Source organism: Lawsonella clevelandensis, assembly GCF_003241315.1.
Lineage (GTDB): Bacteria > Actinomycetota > Actinomycetes > Mycobacteriales > Mycobacteriaceae > Lawsonella > Lawsonella clevelandensis_A.
The window spans coordinates 1-20,717 of the sequence record NZ_QFOZ01000005.1; the positions used below are offsets into that span (position 1 = coordinate 1).

The 20,717-nt window shown below is 54.7% G+C and carries 16 protein-coding genes and 1 pseudogene; 15 read left to right on the plus strand and 2 right to left on the minus strand.

Annotated features, from left to right (window positions below):
• Positions 1-471: 471 nt before the first annotated feature.
• Positions 472-948, minus strand: a complete 477-nt coding sequence (locus DI579_RS04610; RefSeq protein ID WP_290599153.1) for an inorganic diphosphatase — start codon at positions 946-948, stop codon at positions 472-474.
• A gap of 170 nt (positions 949-1,118) precedes the next feature.
• On the opposite strand from DI579_RS04610, the gene dacB (DI579_RS04615) reads away from it, so the two are divergent.
• From dacB (DI579_RS04615) to DI579_RS04675, 13 genes are all read left to right on the plus strand, one after another.
• Positions 1,119-2,516: a D-alanyl-D-alanine carboxypeptidase/D-alanyl-D-alanine-endopeptidase gene (gene dacB / locus DI579_RS04615; RefSeq protein ID WP_303678795.1), complete on the plus strand. Its 1,398-nt coding sequence runs from the start codon at positions 1,119-1,121 to the stop codon at positions 2,514-2,516.
• A gap of 60 nt (positions 2,517-2,576) precedes the next feature.
• On the plus strand, positions 2,577-4,025 hold the full coding sequence (dacB, locus tag DI579_RS04620) for a D-alanyl-D-alanine carboxypeptidase/D-alanyl-D-alanine-endopeptidase (RefSeq protein WP_303678797.1): 1,449 nt from the start codon (positions 2,577-2,579) through the stop codon (positions 4,023-4,025).
• Positions 4,026-4,079: 54 nt separating this feature from the next.
• The gene (gene tilS / locus DI579_RS04625; RefSeq protein ID WP_290599156.1) at positions 4,080-5,159 is read left to right on the plus strand and encodes a tRNA lysidine(34) synthetase TilS; all 1,080 of its coding nucleotides are present in this window, start codon (positions 4,080-4,082) and stop codon (positions 5,157-5,159) included.
• A gap of 176 nt (positions 5,160-5,335) precedes the next feature.
• Positions 5,336-5,914, plus strand: a complete 579-nt coding sequence (gene hpt / locus DI579_RS04630) for a hypoxanthine phosphoribosyltransferase (protein WP_303678798.1) — start codon at positions 5,336-5,338, stop codon at positions 5,912-5,914.
• A gap of 147 nt (positions 5,915-6,061) precedes the next feature.
• On the plus strand, positions 6,062-8,302 hold the full coding sequence (ftsH, locus tag DI579_RS04635) for an ATP-dependent zinc metalloprotease FtsH (RefSeq protein ID WP_303678799.1): 2,241 nt from the start codon (positions 6,062-6,064) through the stop codon (positions 8,300-8,302).
• Positions 8,299-8,886 (plus strand): GTP cyclohydrolase I FolE, encoded by a 588-nt coding sequence (gene folE / locus DI579_RS04640; RefSeq protein WP_290599160.1) that lies wholly within the window; start codon positions 8,299-8,301, stop codon positions 8,884-8,886. The genes ftsH and folE overlap by 4 nt, the downstream gene beginning before the upstream one ends.
• A gap of 45 nt (positions 8,887-8,931) precedes the next feature.
• Complete coding sequence (gene folP / locus DI579_RS04645) at positions 8,932-9,795, plus strand: dihydropteroate synthase (protein WP_290599162.1); 864 nt, start codon at positions 8,932-8,934, stop codon at positions 9,793-9,795.
• A gap of 2 nt (positions 9,796-9,797) precedes the next feature.
• Positions 9,798-10,220: a dihydroneopterin aldolase gene (folB, locus tag DI579_RS04650; RefSeq protein ID WP_290599163.1), complete on the plus strand. Its 423-nt coding sequence runs from the start codon at positions 9,798-9,800 to the stop codon at positions 10,218-10,220.
• Complete coding sequence (folK, locus tag DI579_RS04655; protein ID WP_290599164.1) at positions 10,217-10,765, plus strand: 2-amino-4-hydroxy-6-hydroxymethyldihydropteridine diphosphokinase; 549 nt, start codon at positions 10,217-10,219, stop codon at positions 10,763-10,765. The genes folB and folK overlap by 4 nt, the downstream gene beginning before the upstream one ends.
• Complete coding sequence (locus DI579_RS04660) at positions 10,762-11,289, plus strand: DUF3180 domain-containing protein (RefSeq protein ID WP_290599165.1); 528 nt, start codon at positions 10,762-10,764, stop codon at positions 11,287-11,289. Before folK ends, DI579_RS04660 begins: the two co-directional genes overlap by 4 nt.
• Positions 11,290-11,388: 99 nt before the next feature.
• On the plus strand, positions 11,389-12,627 hold the full coding sequence (locus tag DI579_RS04665; RefSeq protein ID WP_290599166.1) for a DUF6779 domain-containing protein: 1,239 nt from the start codon (positions 11,389-11,391) through the stop codon (positions 12,625-12,627).
• Positions 12,628-13,476, plus strand: a complete 849-nt coding sequence (locus DI579_RS04670) for a pantoate--beta-alanine ligase (RefSeq protein ID WP_303678800.1) — start codon at positions 12,628-12,630, stop codon at positions 13,474-13,476.
• 4 nt (positions 13,477-13,480) lie between these two features.
• Positions 13,481-14,569: an alpha/beta hydrolase family protein gene (locus DI579_RS04675; RefSeq protein ID WP_303678801.1), complete on the plus strand. Its 1,089-nt coding sequence runs from the start codon at positions 13,481-13,483 to the stop codon at positions 14,567-14,569.
• A 116-nt stretch (positions 14,570-14,685) separates the two neighbouring features.
• Here DI579_RS04675 and DI579_RS04680 read toward each other — a convergent pair whose 3' ends face one another.
• On the minus strand, positions 14,686-16,107 hold the full coding sequence (locus DI579_RS04680) for an MFS transporter (RefSeq protein WP_303678818.1): 1,422 nt from the start codon (positions 16,105-16,107) through the stop codon (positions 14,686-14,688).
• Positions 16,108-16,463: 356 nt separating this feature from the next.
• On the opposite strand from DI579_RS04680, the gene lysS reads away from it, so the two are divergent.
• A complete protein-coding gene (lysS, locus tag DI579_RS04685; protein WP_290599237.1) occupies positions 16,464-18,017 on the plus strand; it encodes a lysine--tRNA ligase in 1,554 nt (517 codons plus the stop codon).
• Between the two features lie 156 nt (positions 18,018-18,173).
• Positions 18,174-20,675, plus strand: a pseudogene (locus DI579_RS04690) (ATP-dependent Clp protease ATP-binding subunit); the annotation flags it as partial.
• Positions 20,676-20,717 lie beyond the last annotated feature (42 nt).

Below are 20,717 nucleotides of genomic sequence, written 5' to 3' on the forward strand. Positions count from 1 at the left end.
GCGTCACCGCCGCTCTGCCGCCAACACGGAACGAATCCTTCCCCAACCTGGTAATCTCCCTCGCGGTCCTATCCGCCACCCTGATGATCCCCTCTACGGAACCGGACGATAAAAACAGGACGCAAACACCCAGGACAGGACTCAACACACACCAGACGCTAAACATTGAACTAGTCACCAAATACCGGGTACGCGACACCACTCAATTAATGCGAGTGGGAAGGAATTGGGGGACTACCGAACTATCGGAAGAAACCAGGAATGGAAAGAATAGAAAAATAGAAGAAAACTCCACCACAGAATTAACGTCATGACAACGATTAGCGTCATGGCAACGTTAGTGGCGGAGTCTTCTTTCTATCGTCCTATCGCAAGTATTACGGCAGCATAGTCACTGTATAGCTACTGTCACTGTAGGCAGTTTCAAATTACCTACCTGTCTGGCTGTGGCTGCCCAGTGTCTACTCGCTTTTAGCCCTGGAAACGTTCTTTGGCTTGTTCAAGGATTTTTTCAGCGGCAGCCTTGTCGCCCCAACCAGTGCCAGAGACTTCCTTGTTGGGCTCTAGGTCCTTGTAGTGGACGAAGAAGTGTTCAATCTCGTCGCGGAGATTCTGCGGCACATCATTGATGTCTTGAATGTGGTTCCAGCGTACGTCGTCGAGGACGGCGATCAGTTTGTCGTCTCCACCGGCTTCATCGGTCATGTTGAAAACGCCAACGATGCGGGCGGGGACAACGCATCCGGGGAAGACGGGTTCGGGGAGAATGACGAGGGCGTCCAGCGGGTCTCCGTCTTCGCCGAGTGTGTGGTCAATGTAGCCGTAGTCGGCAGGGTAGGCCATGGGGGTGAAGAGGTAGCGGTCGAGGCAGACACGTCCGGTTTCGTGGTCAACTTCGTACTTGTTGCGGGAACCCTTGGGGATCTCGATGGTAACGTCAAGGCTCATTGTGTAACCAACCTTTGCTGCAAGAAATAATAGTTTCTTACAGGATAGTCCAGGGTCGCACGGAGCTTGTGATTCGTGACAGAATGAAGCAGGATTGCGTTTGCATAATGTGGCATGCGTTTGGACAATAGTGGGCAACGTTTCACGTAACGTTTGGAAAAGGGCCGTTGATGAAAGACCATAGGCGTCTCGCCATCACCACCTCTATACTGGTGGTTCTTCTGCTTGTGGTGGGTGCCGTTGTGGCGTTCAATGTGGTGCCGCGCGTGCGGGGGTTGAATTCTTCGGATGCGTCCTCCTGGATGAAGGGTGTGGCGCTTCCTCCCGATACTGATAAACGTGACGATGCATTCCGTCCCGTTTCTAAAGATGCTCCTATTCCCGATACTGATGTGTTGGCTTCGCGGCTTAATAGTTTGCTTGCTGCTGCTGGTGTTGAGCATTTCACTGGTTCTGTACAGGATGCGATGACGGGAAAAGACTTGTGGAGAAAGAATTCTGATAAGTCTCTTCAGTCTGCCAGTGTGATGAAGCTACTTACCGCCCAGGCGGCTCTCCGTGTGCTGTCTGATGAGCAGCGGGTGAAAACGGAGACTCTTCTCCTTAATGGGGACACTGTCGTATTACGTGGCTATGGTGACGTTACCTTGTCTGATGCGAGTAAAGGGCAGGATAGTTTCTACCATGGTGCGGCCCGCATTGAGGATCTTGCGCAGCATACAGAAACCATGCTGCGGAAACGCGGCATCACTGTGCGGAAACTTATTGTTGATACGTCCCTCTACCGTGGATCTACTATGGCGCCAGGCTGGAATACGGAGGATATTGGTGGCGGTTCCATTGCCCCCATGTCTCCCACAATGGTGAATGGTGCCCGTCTTGATGCAACAGGGGAGGATTCCCCCCGCACTGTCGATCCTGCTATGCAAGTGGGTCGTGCGCTTGCCCAGCATCTTGGTATTGCTGTCGATAATGTTACTGTCACCAGTAAGAAGACGAATACGTCTACGGTGTTGGGGAGGGTGTGGTCGGCGCCTCTTATTACCCGCTTGCATGATGTTCTTATTCATTCCGACAATGTGTTGGCGGAGGCAATTGGCCGTGAAATTGCGGTGCAGCAGGGGAAGCCTGCCACGTTTGCTGGTGCTACGGAGTCCATACGCCATATTTTGGGCGACAATGGTGTTACGACAGTCGGTTTGACGATGTTCGATGCCTCCGGCCTGTCGCTTAAGAACAGAGTGTCGTCCCATACTTTGGTGGATGTTCTTCGCTTGTCTGCGACACAGGATCAGAATCGCGCAATCCTTGATGATCTTCCTGTTTCTGGTGGATCTGGTACTCTTTCCAATCGTTTCTATGACGGTTCCCTAGCGCGTGGTTGGGTGCGTGCCAAGACTGGAACATTGTCGTCTGCTAGTAGTTTGGCGGGCATTGTGGTTACCCGGGATGGGCGTGTCCTGGTATTTGCCTTCATTATCAATGGTGAGGAGCCGTCTGCGGCCCGCCCAGTGCTGGATGCGCTTGCGACAAGCCTGCAGGCGTGTGGGTGTCAGCCGGCTCATTAGGCCAGGTCACCAGTGTGGGGAGGGAGAGTGTGTAAGGAGAGAAGATAGTAGCATAGGTCTATGCGTATGCCCTCTCGCCTATTCCGCTCCCACTTGGCCCGTACTTCTACTCCTGCTATTGCTTCTGTTCGTGCCTCTGTCTGTACTTCTATCTGTGCAGCGCTGACTGTAACAGCAATGGTTGTTTCTTCCGCAACGGCAGGAGCGTCTCCTGCGTCCCTGTCTGCGGAGTCCCCGGCGGCAGAATCTTTAGCGGTAAGCGGTGGTGTCAGTAATGCCATCGGGATTGATGGGGTAGGGAATAGTGCGTGTACGCAAAGAATGCAGAAGGCTTTAACATCTGTTCTCCAAGCTAGTGGGGTTAATTCTTTCGGCGGTATTGTGCACAGTGCGGGTAATAGTGTGGTGGGTAATAGTGCAAAGCCTGTGTGGCAGAGTAACGCTGACCGTGCGCTGGCTCCCGCATCTATTACGAAACTGTTGACAGCCTCCGCAGCTCTCCATACTTTGCAGCCGACAAAACGGCAAGAAACTGGCGTTTACCTGGCTATTGATGGAAGTTTGGTCCTGCGTGGCACGGGCGATGTGACATTGTCACGGCGTGCTACCGCCCCCACGTTTTACACGAATGCTGCCCGCATTTCGGATCTCGCCCAGCAGGTTTCACACAAGGTGAAGTATCTTCCCATTAAGCCGAAGCGGCTGATTGTGGATACGTCTTTCTACACGGGGCCAGATATGGCGCGTGGGTGGGATCGCTGGGATATTGGCGGCGGCAGTATAGCGCCCATAGTTCCGGCCATGCTCGATGGTGGCCGTATCCATGATGCTGGCTGGTATAGTCCCCACACTCCCACACCGTCCCTGCAAGTGGGGGCTACGCTTGCCCAATATTTGGGCATTGACGGGCTAAAAATAGAGGTCGGGAAACCACCTCTGGCGCTACTTCCCTTGGGGAAGGTACATTCGGCGCCTTTGCGTGATCGTCTGCATGACATGCTTATTCATTCCGATAATGTGCTGGCGGAGTCCATTGGGCGAGAAGTTGCGAGTGAGATGGGGCATCCGGCTAGTTTCCGGGGTGCCGCAGATGCTGTAATTGCCACTGTGGGTTCCCATAATGTTCCTACGCGGGGTGCTGTTTTGGAGGATACGTCTGGCCTTTCCTCCTATGATCGTCTGGCGCCGCGCACTATAGAGGAAACGCTACGTCCGCATAATCTTTCCGAGAAAAGAGATGTGACGGACATTATTCGCGATAATCTGCCGGTGGCGGGGGAGAGTGGCACACTGCGGTATCGCTTCGGGGGAGAGAATGCTGCCGCGCGGGGCCATATTCGTGCGAAAACGGGATCGTTGAATAATGTCAGTACGCTGGCGGGTATTGCGTATAGTGCCCGCTCGAATACACCGTACTACTTTGCGTTTCTGGTGAACGATACGGTGTATTGGTTGGCGACGATGCTCGTTGATAACTTGGCCGCCACTGTTTACCGTACGGGGTGTTAGCTGATGGTGTCGACGCCGCAACCGGCAAAACTGCCTAAACCGTCTAAAACGCCAGTGCTGAGCTCTGCTGCGCCACTGCCGCATGCCTCCACGTTTGGCGGGTCTGGAGATCCCCACATGTGGGCGGTGACGAAAGCTGTCCGCGCATGGTGGGAGAAACATGGTAGGCCAGCACAATTGTGTGTGGCTCTTTCCGGTGGGGCCGATTCTCTCGCACTTACCGCGGGGGCAGTCCGTACCGGCGCACAGGTAACGGCGCTCCTTGTTGACCATCAACTACAAGAAGGATCCGGGCAGGTTGCTCACCATGCTGCTGAGCAGGCTCGTCAATTGGGATGTGTTGAGGCACTTGTTATTCCCATTGTTATTAACGATGAAAACGGCCTCGGTATGGAGGGTGCGGCGCGGGAGGCCCGCTATGCAGCCTTGGATATGATGCGCGCTGGACGCCCAGTTTTGTTGGGACACACGCAAGATGACCAGGCGGAAACGCTACTATTGGGTTTGCTGCGTGGTTCGGGGCCGCACGCTATTGCCGGCATGAGTGACTGGGATGACCCCTGGGGGCGTCCGCTGCTTGGCCTACGCCGTGCCGATACGCATGCTGCTTGCGCGGAGCACGCTATTGACGTGTGGAATGATCCACAAAATAAGGATTCCGCGTTCACGCGTGTGTGTGTACGCCACGAGGTAATTCCCCTTTTGCAGGAGATTAGTGGGGGAGAGATTGTGCCGGCGTTGGCGCGTACAGCTCAACTGGTGCGGGAAGATGCTGACGAACTAGATAGCCAGGCAGACACCATACTGCGGGAGGCACTACAGCGGAGTGATGGCAGCGGGGAGCTTCCCCTGGACTCATTGCGTGAGCTTCCTCTTCCCACATTGCGGCGTGTACTGCGATTATGGCTGCATGCGCATGGTCATACGCAGGCAGGCTATACGCATTTGCAGGAGGTAGCGCGTCTTGTGACGGACTGGCATGGGCAAGGTCCCATTGCATTACCCGGTGGAGACATTGTGAAACGGCAGGATAAGGCGCTCTATTTTGTGCCTGTTGTGCCGGCTGCAGATTCTGCATCATCTGCATTATCGATGGGGTGCGGGCATGCGCATGGCTGCCGTCATGGTCATTAGCGTGTCTCTAGAGGTGTATTCAGGGTGACATCTTCGATAACGTCCTCTGAATAGATTTAGGTGTTTAGGGTGTAGACAAACTATCCTACGAAAGGTAGGACGCACAGACCGTGCCCTACGGACACCCCGCATTTGGTAGAGACCCCACCACGGATCAGACACGTCAGAGGAAACCGATGAGTACTGTGCCGGAATCAGCAACCTCCTACTATGAAAACTCCATCGAAGAGGTTCTTATCGATGAAGAAACACTCTCCAAGCGTGTTAAAGAACTAGCCGAGGCAACCGCCGCCCGACACGCTGATGACCCCGAGGATCTCATCCTTATCTGCGTCCTTAAAGGCGCCGTCATGTTCCTCACGGATTTCTCCCGCGCACTCCCCATTCCCAACCAGATGGAGTTCATGGCCGTCTCCTCCTATGGTGCCGGCGCAAGCTCTTCCGGTGTTGTTCGCATTCTGAAAGACTTGGAGCGCGATATTACCGGCCGCGATGTTGTTATCGTGGAGGACATTCTCGATTCCGGTCTCACACTTTCCTGGCTACTGCGTAACCTTTCTGCCCGTAACCCCCGCTCCCTCGAAGTAGTAACCTTGCTGCGCAAACCGGAAGCACGCCAAACTGTTAACGTGGAGTGCACCGATGTGGGATTCGACATTGACGATGATTTCGTTGTTGGCTACGGTCTGGATTTCAACGAACAATTCCGTTCCCTCCCCTTCGTCGCCAAGTTGAAGCCTGAAGTTTTTCAGTAACTGCTACTGACGTTTCACCCGGCATGAATAAGCATGAATGAATAAACCGGGTATTGTGCGAAAAAAGGCGTGAGTGGCGTCTAACCGGTACTGTGTACGTAGATACATTAGAGAAGGGATGGGCCACTCCATACGGCCCGCATGTGCATGAACCGTAAGAAGCTGTTTCGCAACATCGGCATTATTGCCTTTATCGTGCTGCTTTTTGTTGGCCTGTCGTTCTTCGGAGGTAACAACTCCGTTGACTACCAGTCCGTCAACACCTCTACCATCCTGCAACAAATAAAGGATGACAATGTTGAGAAGGCAGTAGTAGAAGACCGTGAACAGGTCCTCAAAGTCATTCTGAAAAAGAAAACAAAAGTAGAACCTGCGGAACCACAAAAGCAGGGACTATTCGGATCCACATCCAAACAGGGTGACTCGGGGGACAAGAAACACGTCGAAGCGAAAGCTCTCTCCGCCCAGTATCCGGCTGCTTCTGCCGACGACATCTTCAGCCTCCTGCAGGAATCCAAAGTAGATGCCTTCACAACTGAAGTACACCAGTCCAGCTGGTTCACCCAGGCTCTTATCTACCTAGGCCCCACCCTGCTGCTGGTGCTTCTCATGATCTGGTTCTTCGGCCGAATGCAGAAGAACGGCCCCATGGGGTTCGGTAAATCCTTCGCCAGTGGCGTCAACAAAGACCGTCCCACCACCACGTTTAAGGATGTGGCTGGTGAAGATGAGGCAGTGGAAGAACTCAATGAAATTAAGGACTTCCTGCAGCACCCGGAACGCTACGAAAAACTTGGCGCGAAAATCCCCCGCGGTGTCCTCCTCTACGGTCCCCCAGGCACCGGTAAAACCCTCCTGGCACGCGCTGTCGCCGGCGAAGCTGGCGTACCTTTCTTCTCCATCTCCGGCTCTGATTTCGTAGAAATGTTCGCAGGTGTTGGTGCCTCCCGTGTCCGCGAACTCTTCGACCAGGCAAAAAAGAATAACCCCAGCATTATCTTCATTGATGAGATTGACGCCGTCGGCCGCCAGCGTGGTGCCGGTATTGGCGGCGGCCACGATGAACGCGAACAAACCCTCAACCAGCTACTAGTGGAGATGGATGGCTTTGAGGACCGGCAGAGCGTCATTCTTATTGCCGCCACAAACCGCGTTGACGTCCTGGACCCCGCACTCTTGCGCCCTGGCCGTTTTGACCGCCAGATTCCCGTCACCAACCCGGATCTGAAAGGCCGCCAAGCCATTCTCAAAGTGCACGCGGAAGGAAAGCCCTTCACGAAAGACTGCGACCTTGACGCCCTCGCTAAGCGCACAGTGGGCTTCTCCGGCGCTGATCTAGCCAACGTCTTGAATGAGGCGGCCTTGCTCACCGCTCGCCAAAACCAAAAAGCTATTACCCCAGACAACCTAGAGGAAGCCACCGACCGTGTTATTGGCGGGCCACGCCGTACTGGCCGCATTATTTCCGAAAAGGAAAAGAAAGTGACAGCCTACCACGAGGCTGGCCACACTATTTGTGCATGGGCCATGCCGCAAATGGATCCCGTCTACAAAGTCACTATCCTGCCGCGTGGCCGCACCGGCGGCTACTCCATGGTGGCGGGAGAAGACGACTCCGGCCTGCGGACCCGCACCCAGCTGCTCAGCCAGATCGTGTTCGCCATGGGCGGACGCACCTCGGAAGAACTCGTGTTCGCGGAACCCACCACAGGTGCCTCCAACGATATTGAGCAGGCCACCAAGATAGCCCGCGCCATGGTGAGCGAATGGGGCATGAGTGCCAAACTGGGGCCCGTCAAGTACGGGGAGGAAGAAGGCGACCCATTCCTGGGTCGCACCCTCGGTACCAAGTCCACCTACTCGCATGAGGTTGCCCGCGACATTGACGAGGAAGTACACCGCATTATTGACGCCTGCCACACGGAGGCGTGGGAAACCCTCACTCAGTATCGGGATCTGCTTGATAACCTCGCCTTTGCCCTCTTGGAGAAGGAAACTCTGCGACGCCCTGACCTGGAGGAGATTCTAGGAAGTATTGAGACTCGCCCACGTATTACCGAGTTTGACGATTTCGGCGAGCGTACTCCGTCCACACAACCACCAGTAAAGACACCTGGTGAACTGGCGAAGGAACGCGGCGAAGAATGGCCGCCGAAGATAGGTAAGCAGGCTTTGCCGGAGATCAGTGAAGACGATATTGTTCACTACTCCAGCCCGGATAAACCCGCGCAGCCGGGTCGTCCCACGCAGTCTTCTGATTCTTCGTCACAGCGACAGTCGCGCCATCATTCTGATGATGCGCAGCAGAATGGCCGCGGGGATAGCGATAACCGCCGTGGAGGCCTCTTCGGTGGATGGGGTTTTGGTAAGAATCGACGCGATAAATGAGTTACGGAGAATATGACGCACAACGTGTAGAACACGCTGTTCGGGAACTCCTCATCGGCATTGGTGAAGATCCCGACCGGGAAGGGCTCCGCGACACCCCCAGCCGGGTAGCACGCGCCTACACCGAAATTTTCGGTGGTCTACATTGCGACCCTGCTGACGTTCTTGCCACGTCTTTCACTGAAGGCTATGACGAGCTTGTTTTGGTGCGTGATATTCCCGTGTACAGCATGTGTGAACACCACCTACTGCCCTTCCACGGGGTAGCCCATATTGGCTATATCCCCAATAAAGAAACTGGCCGTATTATGGGCTTATCGAAGCTGGCCCGGCTGGTGGACCTCTATGCGAAGCGGCCACAGATACAGGAGCGGCTCACTGGCCAGGTAGCCGACGCCATTATGGATCGTTTGGATGCGCGTGGTGCTGTGGTTGTTATTGAATGCGAGCATTTGTGTATGGCTATGCGGGGTATTCGTAAACCTGGTGCCATCACTACTACCAGTGCGGTGCGGGGCAGCCTGCGCGCTAATGCCACGTCGCGGGCGGAGGCGTTGGCACTTATTCGGGATCCCCGCTGCTAGTGCCAGTGGATAGTGCTAGTGGATAAGGATGTAGGAAGGACTGCCATGGTTCATTCGCCATGTTTAGTGATGGGTATTCTCAATATCACGCCAGATTCTTTCTCGGATGGTGGTAAGTGGAATACCCGGGATAAAGCCCTTGCCCATGCCCGCGATATGGTGGCGCAGGGTGCGCAGATTATTGATGTGGGTGGGGAATCCACTCGTCCTGGTGCTACGCGTGTCACCGCGGAAGAAGAAGCCGCCCGCGTTGTTCCTATCGTGTCTGCCCTCCACCAGGAGGGTGTGACGGTATCCGTGGATACTATGCGGGCCAGTGTGGCTGCTGCTGCACTGGGGGCGGGTGCGGATCTTATTAACGACGTCTCCGGTGGGGAAGCAGACCCGGATATGCGCCGCGTCATGGCAGATGCGCGAGTCCCGTACTGTGTGATGCATTGGCAAGCTGACAAGTTCGGGGACGCTGCCGGTGCCGCCTATAACGATGCGGATATTGTGGGCAAAGTAATGGGGGACCTGCAGATTCTTGTCCAGCGTGCTCTTGACGCGGGGGTGAAAGAATCCAACATTATCCTGGATCCAGGTTTGGGGTTTGCGAAAACCCGCGACCAAGATTGGGCGTTGCTGAAAGCCCTCCCTACATTTGTTAAGAATGGTTTTCCAGTGCTGATAGGGGCTAGCCGGAAGCGTTTTCTGGGGGACGTGTTGGCAGATACGGACTCACGCTACAGCGTAGAAAGGCCCTCGGAGCCGCCGGAGCGAGATCTGGCGACCAGTGTGGTGTCGGCTTTCTGCGGACACTATGGTGCGTGGGGTGTGCGCGTCCACGATGTGCCTAGCACTGTGCAGGCCTTGGCGGTACAGCAGGCGTGGCAGGCGGGGTGTAATCCTTTCCGAGAGGATGGCTAACTGTGCTGAACCCAGGGACTGGCCCTAGCCTAGACCGCGTTGACCTCACCGGTATTTCTGCCCACGCCTATCACGGGGTAGAAGACTTCGAAAAGAAAGACGGGCAACCTTTTTCGGTTGACGTGTCATTCTGGCTAGACACACGGCAGGCAGGAAGCAGTGACGACCTATGCCACACCGTCAACTACGCCGAAGTTGCCGATATAGCATATCGAGTGTTGACGGGCCCCAGCCTCAACCTGGTGGAAACGCTCGCCCACCGTATTGCCCTACGTATCCTGCAGAAGTATCCGCCCACACAGCGGGTAGACGTATGCGTGCATAAACCATCGGCGCCCATTGAAGTACCGTTTGGTGATGTTGCCGTCACCGTCTCCCGTACCCGAGATGATCTCGCCTCTGCCCCAGGACAGTATTCCGCATGACGACGGCATTACTCTCCCTTGGCGCTAACATTGGCGATCCTCTTGCCCAATTACAGTACGCAGCCCACTGCCTAGCACCCTGGTGCTATGCCCATGCCAGTGTGTACCGGACCGCTCCGTGGGGAGTAACCGACCAACCAGAATTCCTCAACAGCGCTGTCCTGGTACGCGATATCTCCGCCACCGCACAGGACTGGCTGTCCCGCGCCCAGACTATTGAACAACAGGCTGGCCGTACACGAGAAGTGCATTGGGGGCCACGTACTTTAGACATTGACATCATTGCCTGCTGGCACAACGATGACAATAACACCCCCATTATTTCCACCGACCCCCACCTCACCCTCCCGCACCCGTATGCGCTAGAACGGAGCTTTGTGCTGGTACCCGCCCTGGAAATACTGTCTTACCACCATCCAAATCTTCCCCTCACAACAGAATTTCGGCAGGCACTTACCGCATTACGCTCACGAGATCCGGCCGCAGAGACTAGCATTCAACGAGACGTCACCCTTCAGCTTGTTCCCGGAGGAGCGCTTTCATGAAGACACCTGAGCACACTCCCGAGGAGCCGCAGAACGATAACAAACTGCATCTCACGTCTGTCAGCTCTCTTCTGGTATGGGCGGCAGTATGCGCATTTTGTGCCTGGCTGATGGTGTCGACGTTCTACTCCACCCTGGCTGACTTCACCATCTGGGTAAGTATCCCCGTCATCATTCTCGCTATTGTTGACGGGATCCTGGCTTTCTACATTCACCGCGCTATCGAACGTAACCAGGTGGGGCAGGATCATCACCAGTTGCATCCCGTCCGCGCCGCCCGCGCATTCGTGTTAGGCAGGGCATCCGCTTTTGCGGGGGCTGTCTTTTGTGGTGCCGGTATAGGTTCCGGTGTTTATGTGTGGCCCCGCATCCATACATTATCTGCTGCACAGGCAGATTCTCCCGGCATTATTGTGTTTACCGTGGCAGGTTTCCTGCTGGCGGTGGCGGGATTAGTACTAGAGCGAGCGTGCCGAATTCCGCCGGATCAGATGGAAAAAGACGCTGCTGGCGCACAAACATAACGTTATTGCTGGCAGTATGCGAAAAATTCTTGAGTAATCACAGTACTTAGTTTTGGTAAACAGTGCAGTTCTCCCGCAAAACCCGGTATCCTCGACGGTATGGATGCACCCGAATCAGCAGATGTAGAAGAGCGTGACGGCGGTCGTGTGAGTCGTTCCTCGCACTCTCACAATACGTGGCCCATAGTGGGTTTAGTGGTATTGGTCGTTTTGGCTATTGCTGCCACTGTTGTCATCATGCTCACAGATTCGAATGTAGGACTGCGCGTAGCCGTGGGGGTAGCCCTCTGGGCAGCTGTCTTGGGTGCTCTTCTTATGATGTACTACCAGCGCCGGGCCAGCCAGTACACGTCGCGAAATGGTCTTATCGCCGAGGACTATGAGCGTGCTCTGCAGCGTGAACTCGACAAGCGTGATGCGGCAGAACAGAAACGCCGCGAGGAGCTGGAGGAAGCCTCCCGGGAAGAAGTAGAGCAGCTGCGGGAAGAGCTTTCGGAATTACGGATTTCGTTGGCGCAGTTCTTTGATCCTGATTTTGATGATCAGCTCGCTATTAGCGATGGTCAAGGCTACTACTATTACCCGGATAACTCCTATGGGTATTCTTCCGATACTGACTACTCTGATGCTGATGACCTTGGCTCTGATTACTCCAGCTCTGCCTATGCTGAGGCTAGCCCCGATTACGGTGATTCGGATTACGATTTCGCCACACAGGGGTACGCCTATACATACACAGAAGATGACACACCAGAAGCACACGTTGTTCACGATGCACAGGTAGTGTTTGAAACACGTCACCCGGGTGAAAGTACTACCGGAAATACTGTTGGTGCCGGTGATGACACGCTGTCGAGTATTGTTGTCCCCAGCTTTTTCATGGATCATATCGACAACTCAACGGAAGATTCAGCAGAGGACTCGTCAGAAAAACCGGCAGAAAAGCCAGTTGAAAAGCCGGTAGAAAAGCCAGCAGAAAAACAAGCGAAGAAGTCCGCAACTATAGATTGGGACGCTTTTAGCTCTGGCCAGTCCACTCATAAATCTTCCCATAGTTCCTACAGTCCCAAGCGCGCTCACGATGGTGCAGCTACAGTATCCCCAGCATCCTCGGCATCTTCCGCGTCTTCTACTGCTTCAGCTAGCACGGGTCGACATGGCTCACATGGGACAAGGACGACAGACAATGCCAGCGCTTCTGCACATACCGAAAAAGCGTATGCAGAAAGAGAAGGCGGGCACCATGCCGCGCATAGCCATGACCAGGAACAGTCAGGCGCGCACACTAATGGTCTTAGCTTGGCAGATATTATGAAGCGACTGGAGCGGGACGCGTAAATGCTTTCCAACCCCGGATACCATCCAGGTACAGTTACCTGCCATACACATCCGCAAAGTATTGCGCAGGTAGCACGAGCTCTGCACGCTACCCATCGGCAACTTATTGTGGTGCCTACGCACGGCCATTTACACGGTGGGCACGCTGGAGTCATTGAGACCGCTGCGCGTGTGCCCGGCAGCGTCGTCATTGTCTCATCGCTATGCGCAGACAATGCTCACCTTGATGCTGTTGCGGCGGACTGCCAATTCCTGCAGTCATTGCCGGGCTGCCCCGCCCCACTCTTCTTCGCACCCGCCTGGGAAACACTGTTCCCACATGGACTGCGCACTATGGTACGGCTCAATGATCCTGACGTTATTGTTCCTCCTCCACCGGGGATAGAGGAGTCATTAACTGTGCACATGGCGTTGCTGTCACTCCTGCATCCGCAGCGTCTTTTCGTAGGGGAGAGGGATTTTTACCAGCTGGTGGCACTTCGTCACCTTGTGAAAGATCTGTGCCTTCCCACCACAGTGACGGGTGTGGACACGTTGCGGAATAGCGACGGTGTAGCTATTAGCCGCTTCAGTGAGCAACCCCGCATGGCCCCAGCACAGGCATTACCGGCCGCCTTGGTTGCCGGTGCACATGCATTCCGCGAGGGTAGCGAGGGCGTTGTTGCGGCAGCTAAGAATGTTCTTATGGCTGAGCCTAAGCTCCACGACCCGCAGGTTGCGGTAACAAATTATGATTTGGGCCCCGCTCCCGCAGAGGGGGATGCGCGGCTTCTTGTGTCTGCCTATCTGGCAGACGGAACATATTGCCACGATAATATCGGTCTCATGCTGGGTATCTCTGAGGACTAACACCATGGCTACTCTTTCACGCCGCCTTGTCGCCGGTGCTCTTTCTGGTGCACTTCTTATGTCTGCAGTGTTCTTCACTAACGCTGCACCGTGTGCGTTTGCGGAGCAGGAAAAACAGCCCCGCGTTCTTGCCGATGAACCGTTCCCACAAATTCCAGTGGGTGCTCCTCGTACTGGCAGACAGTATTCTCCGCATCGCAGTTACCTTCGTCCGGGCTGCACGTGGGATGTTTTTGGGCGTGGTCTGCAGCAGTGTAACGTGTATTCGCACGCGATGAAGCGGACAATTCCGGTGGAGATTATGCCGGCGAAAACACCTGGTAATCCGCGTATTGTAATGGCTCTTGACGGGTACGGCACCAACAATAAGAACAATGGTTTTATTTTTGGTGGCGATCTACATGGCCATTTGGCGAACTACGATGTTACGTTAGTTGCCCCCATTTCCGGTGATTACGCTGCTGGTACCTACTACACCGATTACGCGTCCCCACTGGATAATGGGAAAACTATTCGCTGGGAAACTTTCCTTGTCCAGGAGCTACCTCATTACCTTTCCCAGTATTTTCGTGTTCCAGTGCGTCCCCATTCCACAGCATTAGTGGGGTTATCCATGGGATCAGTGGGCATTATGAATCTCGCGCAGCGTTTCCCCGAACGTTATAGCGCGGTGGACTCGATGAGTGGTTTCTACACGTTATCAGCACCAGCGCAGGCAAGTTCTTTGGCAATGGGAAGTGCGTTAATGGGGTATCGTCCTCGCGCAATGTGGGGTGCGTGGCCCAGTTCCCAGTGGAAAGCACATGACCCGGCGTTAAATATTCGCCGCTACACCATGCCTGTGCGTGTGTCGTGCGGTAGTGGAAAAACGTTGACGGGGGTGGAGCCGTCACCTTTTGCGGTTACTGCGGAGGTGGCGTCCCACTCTAATACAGTGGTTTTTAAAAAGTTGGTTGAGCATTCTTCGAATCGTTCGCATTTTACGTTCCGGATAGCGGAGAAAGGTGCCCATAACTGGGCATTTTGGTTTGATGATCTCTACCGTCGGGGCGGGTATGTATTCCTTTTGCGCCATCTTGGGCTTATTCGGTAAGTAAGGGCTTTAAGTACGGGAATACTGGAGGAAATCTAGAGGAAAAGGCTGCCTGCTTCATCGTTACGACGAGGCAGGCAGCCTTTTAATGTAGGTGGATAGTGAAATACGGAGGCTTAGGATTCCAATTCTGCTTCTGCTGTTTTGGTTTCCTCTGCTGTTGCATTTTCCTCTTGGGTTGCGCGGACGGCGTCGCGCTTGGCGCGAGCTTTAGCAAGGATTTCTTTTTCCTTGCGGTCAACGAGGCCCAATAGAACGATGGATAGTACAGCGCAGATAATAAGGAAGATAAAGGCTGCACCCCACCCCATGTGCTGGGCGATGGCACCTATGCCGGTGGAGGCCATGGTGGCGCCTAGTGCATAACCGAAGAGGCCGGTGAAGCCTGCTGCGGTACCTGCGATATGGGTGGGGGACAGGTCGAGGGCTTGCAAGCCGATCAGCATAACGGGGCCGTAGATGAGGCCACCGGCAAGGGCTAGTGCTGTCCAGGAAACCCACATGGGGGCATCATTTGAAGGCAGCCAGTAGAGCAGGACCGCGAGAATGACACCCACCATGAAGACAATGCCGGTGACGGAGCGACGGCCTTTGAATACACGGTCGGAGATCCAGCCGCAGAGGAGGGTGCCGATAATGCCGGAGATTTCAAAGATGGAGAAACCAGCAATACCTTGGCTAGTTGAGCCGCCACGGACCTGTGCCAGGTAGAGGGGTGCCCAGGAGACGATGCCATAGCGCAGGGTGTAGACGAAGACGTTTGCGAAAGCGAGGTACACCATAGTGGGGTTGCGCAGAATATGGCGGCGAATGGTCTGCCACGTGGATTCTGTTTTGTCAGCTTCGTCAATCTCTACGGGTGCTGGATCATTGTGGTACTCCTCGATGGAGGGTAGCCCCATGGACTGGGGGTTATCTCGTACAAGGAAGAAGGTGATGATAGCTAGAATGAAGCAGATCACTGCGGGGAACCAGAAGGCGGAGGCCCAATTGTCGGATCCGAAGTGGTCGAGGGCGTAGGCGACGAGTGCACCGGAGAGAGCACCGCCGACGTTGTGAGCAATGTTCCACAACGCCATTTTCCCGCCTCGCTCGGAGGTGGAGAACCAGTGCACCATGACGCGGCCGGCGGGAGGCCAGCCCATACCTTGGAAGATGCCGTTGATGGTCATGAGGACGGCGAAGATACTTACCGAAATGGTGCCGCCGGCAGAAATACCAATGAGGATATTGGTTAGGCCGGAGAGGATAAGTCCCAGGGGCATAAAGAAGCGAGCGTTTGCACGGTCACTGATGGTGGCGGCGAAGAATTTTGAGAAACCGTATGCCAGAAGGAGGCAGTTGGCGATAATGCCAATGTCGGTTTTACTAAGTCCGTTTTCGGAAAGAGTATTTGCAACCAGACTGACGTTGTTTCTGATGAGGTAGAAAGAGGCGTAGCCGATGAAGATACCTATGAACACCTGGAATCGTAGGCGGGGGTAGAGCTTATCGACCTCTTTCTGAGGACGTAACGGCTTTGGTTGCGGGGCGCGCAACCAACGTGGGAGTCGAGATGTGGGCTCGGCTTCTACAGTAGCTGTGGTGGTATCCACCGTAGCTGTCGCATCGGCTGTAGTGTTATCCAGTACAGCTTCTTCATCGTATGTGGAATTAATCACCTCATAATTCCTACCGTATGGACTTCTGTGCTCGTTATCGCAATTACAAGCAGTTGCCATAGTTGCCTACACGAAATGTAGTGTCCTCTGTTCTCCATCTTTGTGCCAGATTCATCTAGCTGGCAAAAGGCACTATCCTAGAGAGCGTGACTGATCGCAAAAAAACCCCGCACAATAATTCTTCCGTGGCTGCCGCAGCATCCTCTTCCGCCGAGGACAAGACTCCAGAGCAAATGCGTATCCGGAGGGATAAGCGCACACGCCTGTTAGAAGAGGCGGCGGAAGGCCATGAGGATCGCCATCCGTACCCTGTTGTCGTACCGCGTACGCATACACTGCGTGAGCTTATTGACAATAAGAGTTATGACTCGCTGGCAGACGGTGATGAGTCTGATGACGTCGTCACTATTGCGGGTCGCGTCCTGTTCGTTCGCAACACCGGTAAGCTCTGCTTTGCCCGCCTGCAAGAGGGTGTTACCAACGATACAGCTGCCACCACTGCCCTAGGCGAGGCCGCACAGTTGCAGGTCATGCTGTCGCTGGCAGAAATTGGCGAGGATGCTTTAGCGGAGTGGAAGGCTGACGTAGACCTGGGGGACTTTGTCTATGTGACGGGTCGTGTGTGCCGCTCTAAGCGAGGTGAGCTTTCCGTTATGGCCACGCGGTGGGCTATGGCGTCTAAGTCCTTGCGTCCGCTGCCGGTGGCACATAAGGAGATGAGTGAGGATAGCCGTATTCGCCATCGTTATACGGACCTCATTATGCGGGAAGAGGCCCGTAAGAATGCGATCGTACGTATTAAGGTTGTGCGGGCACTGCGTCACGCTTTGGAGCGTCGCGGCTTCCTCGAGGTGGAAACCCCTATGCTGCAGACGCTGCATGGTGGTGCCGCGGCACGTCCTTTCGCTACCCATTCCAATGCTTTGGATATTGATCTTTACCTCCGCATTGCTCCGGAGCTGTATTTGAAGCGCTGTGTTGTGGGTGGCTTGGATCGTGTTTTTGAGATTAACCGCAACTTCCGTAATGAGGGTGTGGATTCTTCGCATAGTCCAGAATTCGCCATGTTGGAGACCTACCAGGCCTACGGTACCTACGATGATGCTGCCGTCATGATGCGGGAGATTATCCAGGAGATCGCGCTGGAAGTATTCGGATCGACTACCGTCACCTTGGCCGATGGTAGTGAGTATGACTTCGGTGGTGATAGCTGGAAGACCATCGAAATGTATCCTTCCCTCAATGAGGCACTGCACCGGAAGTTCCCGGAGACTATTGGGCTGGAGGTAACAGTTGATACCTCCGTGGAAGAGCTCGAGGATGTTGCCAAGGTTATCGGTTTGGAGGTTCCCCAGAATGCCGGCTGGTTGCATGGCAAGCTGGTGGAGGAAATTTGGGAGCATCTCTGCGCCGATCAGCTAGAGGGCCCCATTTTCGTGCGTGACTTCCCGGTGGAGACGTCTCCACTTACTCGCGATCATCGGTCGAAGCGCGGTGTTACCGAAAAATGGGATCTTTACGTGCGTGGTTTTGAATTGGCGACGGCGTATTCCGAGCTGGTAGATCCGGTTATTCAGCGTCAGCGTTTTGAGGATCAGGCGCGTTTGGCGGCGGCTGGCGACGATGAAGCGATGGTACTTGATGAGGACTTTTTGGAGGCCATGGAACAGGGTATGCCGCCTACCTGTGGTACTGGTATGGGTATTGATCGTTTGTTGATGGCTCTTACTGGGTTGGGTATTCGTGAGACGGTTCTCTTCCCCATGGTGAAGCCACAGTCGAAGTAATAGTGGCAACAGTCATCCTTAAGAGTGTTTGTGACGCATTTCTCACTCTCGTAGGCTGGGAAATACGTCCAGAAGATCGCCTTAGTGTGAATGTAACTATTTAGCCCGCTCGCGCGTTCTATAGAATAGGGAATGCATAGACAGGTAGGGAGACTAATGTTCGAACGGTTTACAGATCGCGCTCGCCGTGTGGTTGTGCTGGCTCAAGAAGAAGCCCGCAATCTCAACCACAATTACATCGGAACTGAGCACATTCTGCTAGGGCTTATTCACGAGGGTGAAGGTGTTGCCGCCCAAGCCCTGGAAGCCATGGGCATTTCCCTTGAATCTGTCCGCGAACAGGTTGAGGAAATTATCGGGCAAGGTACTGAAGCACCTTCCGGACACATTCCTTTCACTCCGCGGGCAAAGAAAGTCCTCGAGTATTCCCTCCGCGAAGCATTACAGTTGGGACACAACTACATTGGCACCGAGCACATTCTGCTGGGGCTTATTCGCGAGGGTGACGGTGTTGCTGCCCAGGTTCTCACGAACCTAGGTGCGGATCTGCCGAGCGTGTGCCAGCAGGTTATCCAACTGCTCAACGGGTACCAGGGGGGTACTCCGGCAGCCGAGAATGTTCAGGAGCCAGCTGCTGCCGCGGTAGCAGCCTCTGCACCATCACGCGGGCGGGGCGGTACTCCGTCTACGTCCCTTGTTCTTGACCAGTTCGGCCGTAACCTTACTGCGGCAGCGCGAGAGGGCAAGCTCGACCCCGTTATTGGGCGCGAGAAAGAAATCGAGCGCATTATGCAGGTACTGTGCCGGCGTACCAAGAATAACCCCTGCCTTATTGGTGAACCTGGCGTTGGTAAAACCGCCGTTGTGGAGGGCCTGGCCCTCGCCATCGCCCACGATGATGTCCCGGATATCCTCGCCAACAAGCAGCTGTACAGTCTGGATCTCTCCAGCATGGTGGCAGGTTCCCGCTACCGTGGTGATTTTGAAGAGCGTATGAAGAAAGTTCTCAAGGAGATCACCCAGCGCGGCGACATCATCATCTTCATTGATGAGATTCACACGCTGGTTGGCGCAGGCGCAGCAGAAGGTTCTATTGACGCCGCCAATATTTTGAAGCCGCGTCTTTCCCGCGGCGAAATTCAGTGCATTGGTGCCACCACCATGGATGAGTACCACAAGCACATTGAGAAAGACGCTGCCCTGGAACGTCGCTTCCAGCCCATTCAGGTGCCGGAGCCAACCCAGGAAATGGCTATCGAAATTCTGAAGGGCCTGCGCGATCGCTACGAGCAGCATCACAAGGTCACTATTACCGATGCAGCTATTGCTAGCGCAGTGGACTTGTCGGCACGCTACATTACCGACCGCTATCTGCCGGATAAGGCAATTGACCTTATTGATGAGGCAGGTGCGCGGCTGCGTATTAAGCGCATGACTGCCCCACCGGACCTGCGCGAATTTGATGACAAGATCGCAGAAGTCCGTGGCCGCAAGGAGTCTGCCATCGACAATCAGGACTTTGAAAAGGCTGCCGCCCTCCGTGACGATGAGAAGAAACTCATTGCGGAACGCAAGGAACGTGAACAGCAGTGGCGTGATGGTGAATCCGCCTCGGACGCCATTGTTGATTCGGAAAACATTGCGGAAGTACTAGCTAACTGGACGGGTATTCCGGTCGCTAAGCTCACCGAGTCTGAATCTAACCGCCTGCTACACATGGAAGATGAGCTGCACAAGCGCATCATTGGCCAGAATGAGGCAGTGCAGGCGGTGGCGCGTGCTATCCGCCGCACCCGCGCCGGTTTAAAGGATCCGAAGCGTCCCGCAGGAACATTCATTTTCGCTGGCCCATCTGGTGTCGGTAAAACTGAGTTGTCGAAGGCGTTGGCAGAGTTCCTCTTTGGCGACGACGATGCACTTATTACCGTCGATATGGGCGAGTATCACGACTCCTACCAGGTGTCCCGCCTCTTTGGTTCCGCCCCCGGCTATGTGGGCTACGAAGAAGGTGGACAGTTGACGGAGAAAGTACGCCGTCGCCCCTTCTCCGTGGTGCTTTTTGACGAGATTGAAAAGGCCCACGAGCGTGTCTATGACTCCCTCATGCAGGTGCTTGACGAAGGCCGCATGACGGACGGACAAGGCCGTGAAGTGGACTTCCGCAATACGGTTATTATCTTCACGTCCAATATTGGCACCCAGGACATTTCCAAGCCCGTGGGTATGGGGTTCCAGGATTCCAAGAATGCGAATGAGAGTAACTACCAGCGCATGCAGAATAAAGTGCGCGAGGGAATGAAGAAGCACTTCCGTCCCGAGTTCCTCAACCGTATTGACGACGTCATTGTGTTCCGCCAGCTCACCGAGGACGAGATTCTCCAGATGGTGGACCTCATGCTTGCCGGTGTACAGAAGCAGCTGCGTGGCCAGGACCTCACTCTGGAGGTGTCGGATCTGGCGAAGCGACTGCTGGCAAAGCGCGGTTTCGATCCCGTATTAGGTGCCCGCCCATTGCGTCGCACTATTCAGCGCTACATTGAGGACGAACTGTCCGAAAAGATCATCTTTGGTGACTTTGTCGCTGGTGACACTATCAAGGTTGACGTCGCTGACTGGGACGCAGAAGGTGCCCACGATGACGCCATCTTCACCTTTACCACTGTGAAATCGGAAGTCCCACAAGCGGATACTTCTTCGGAC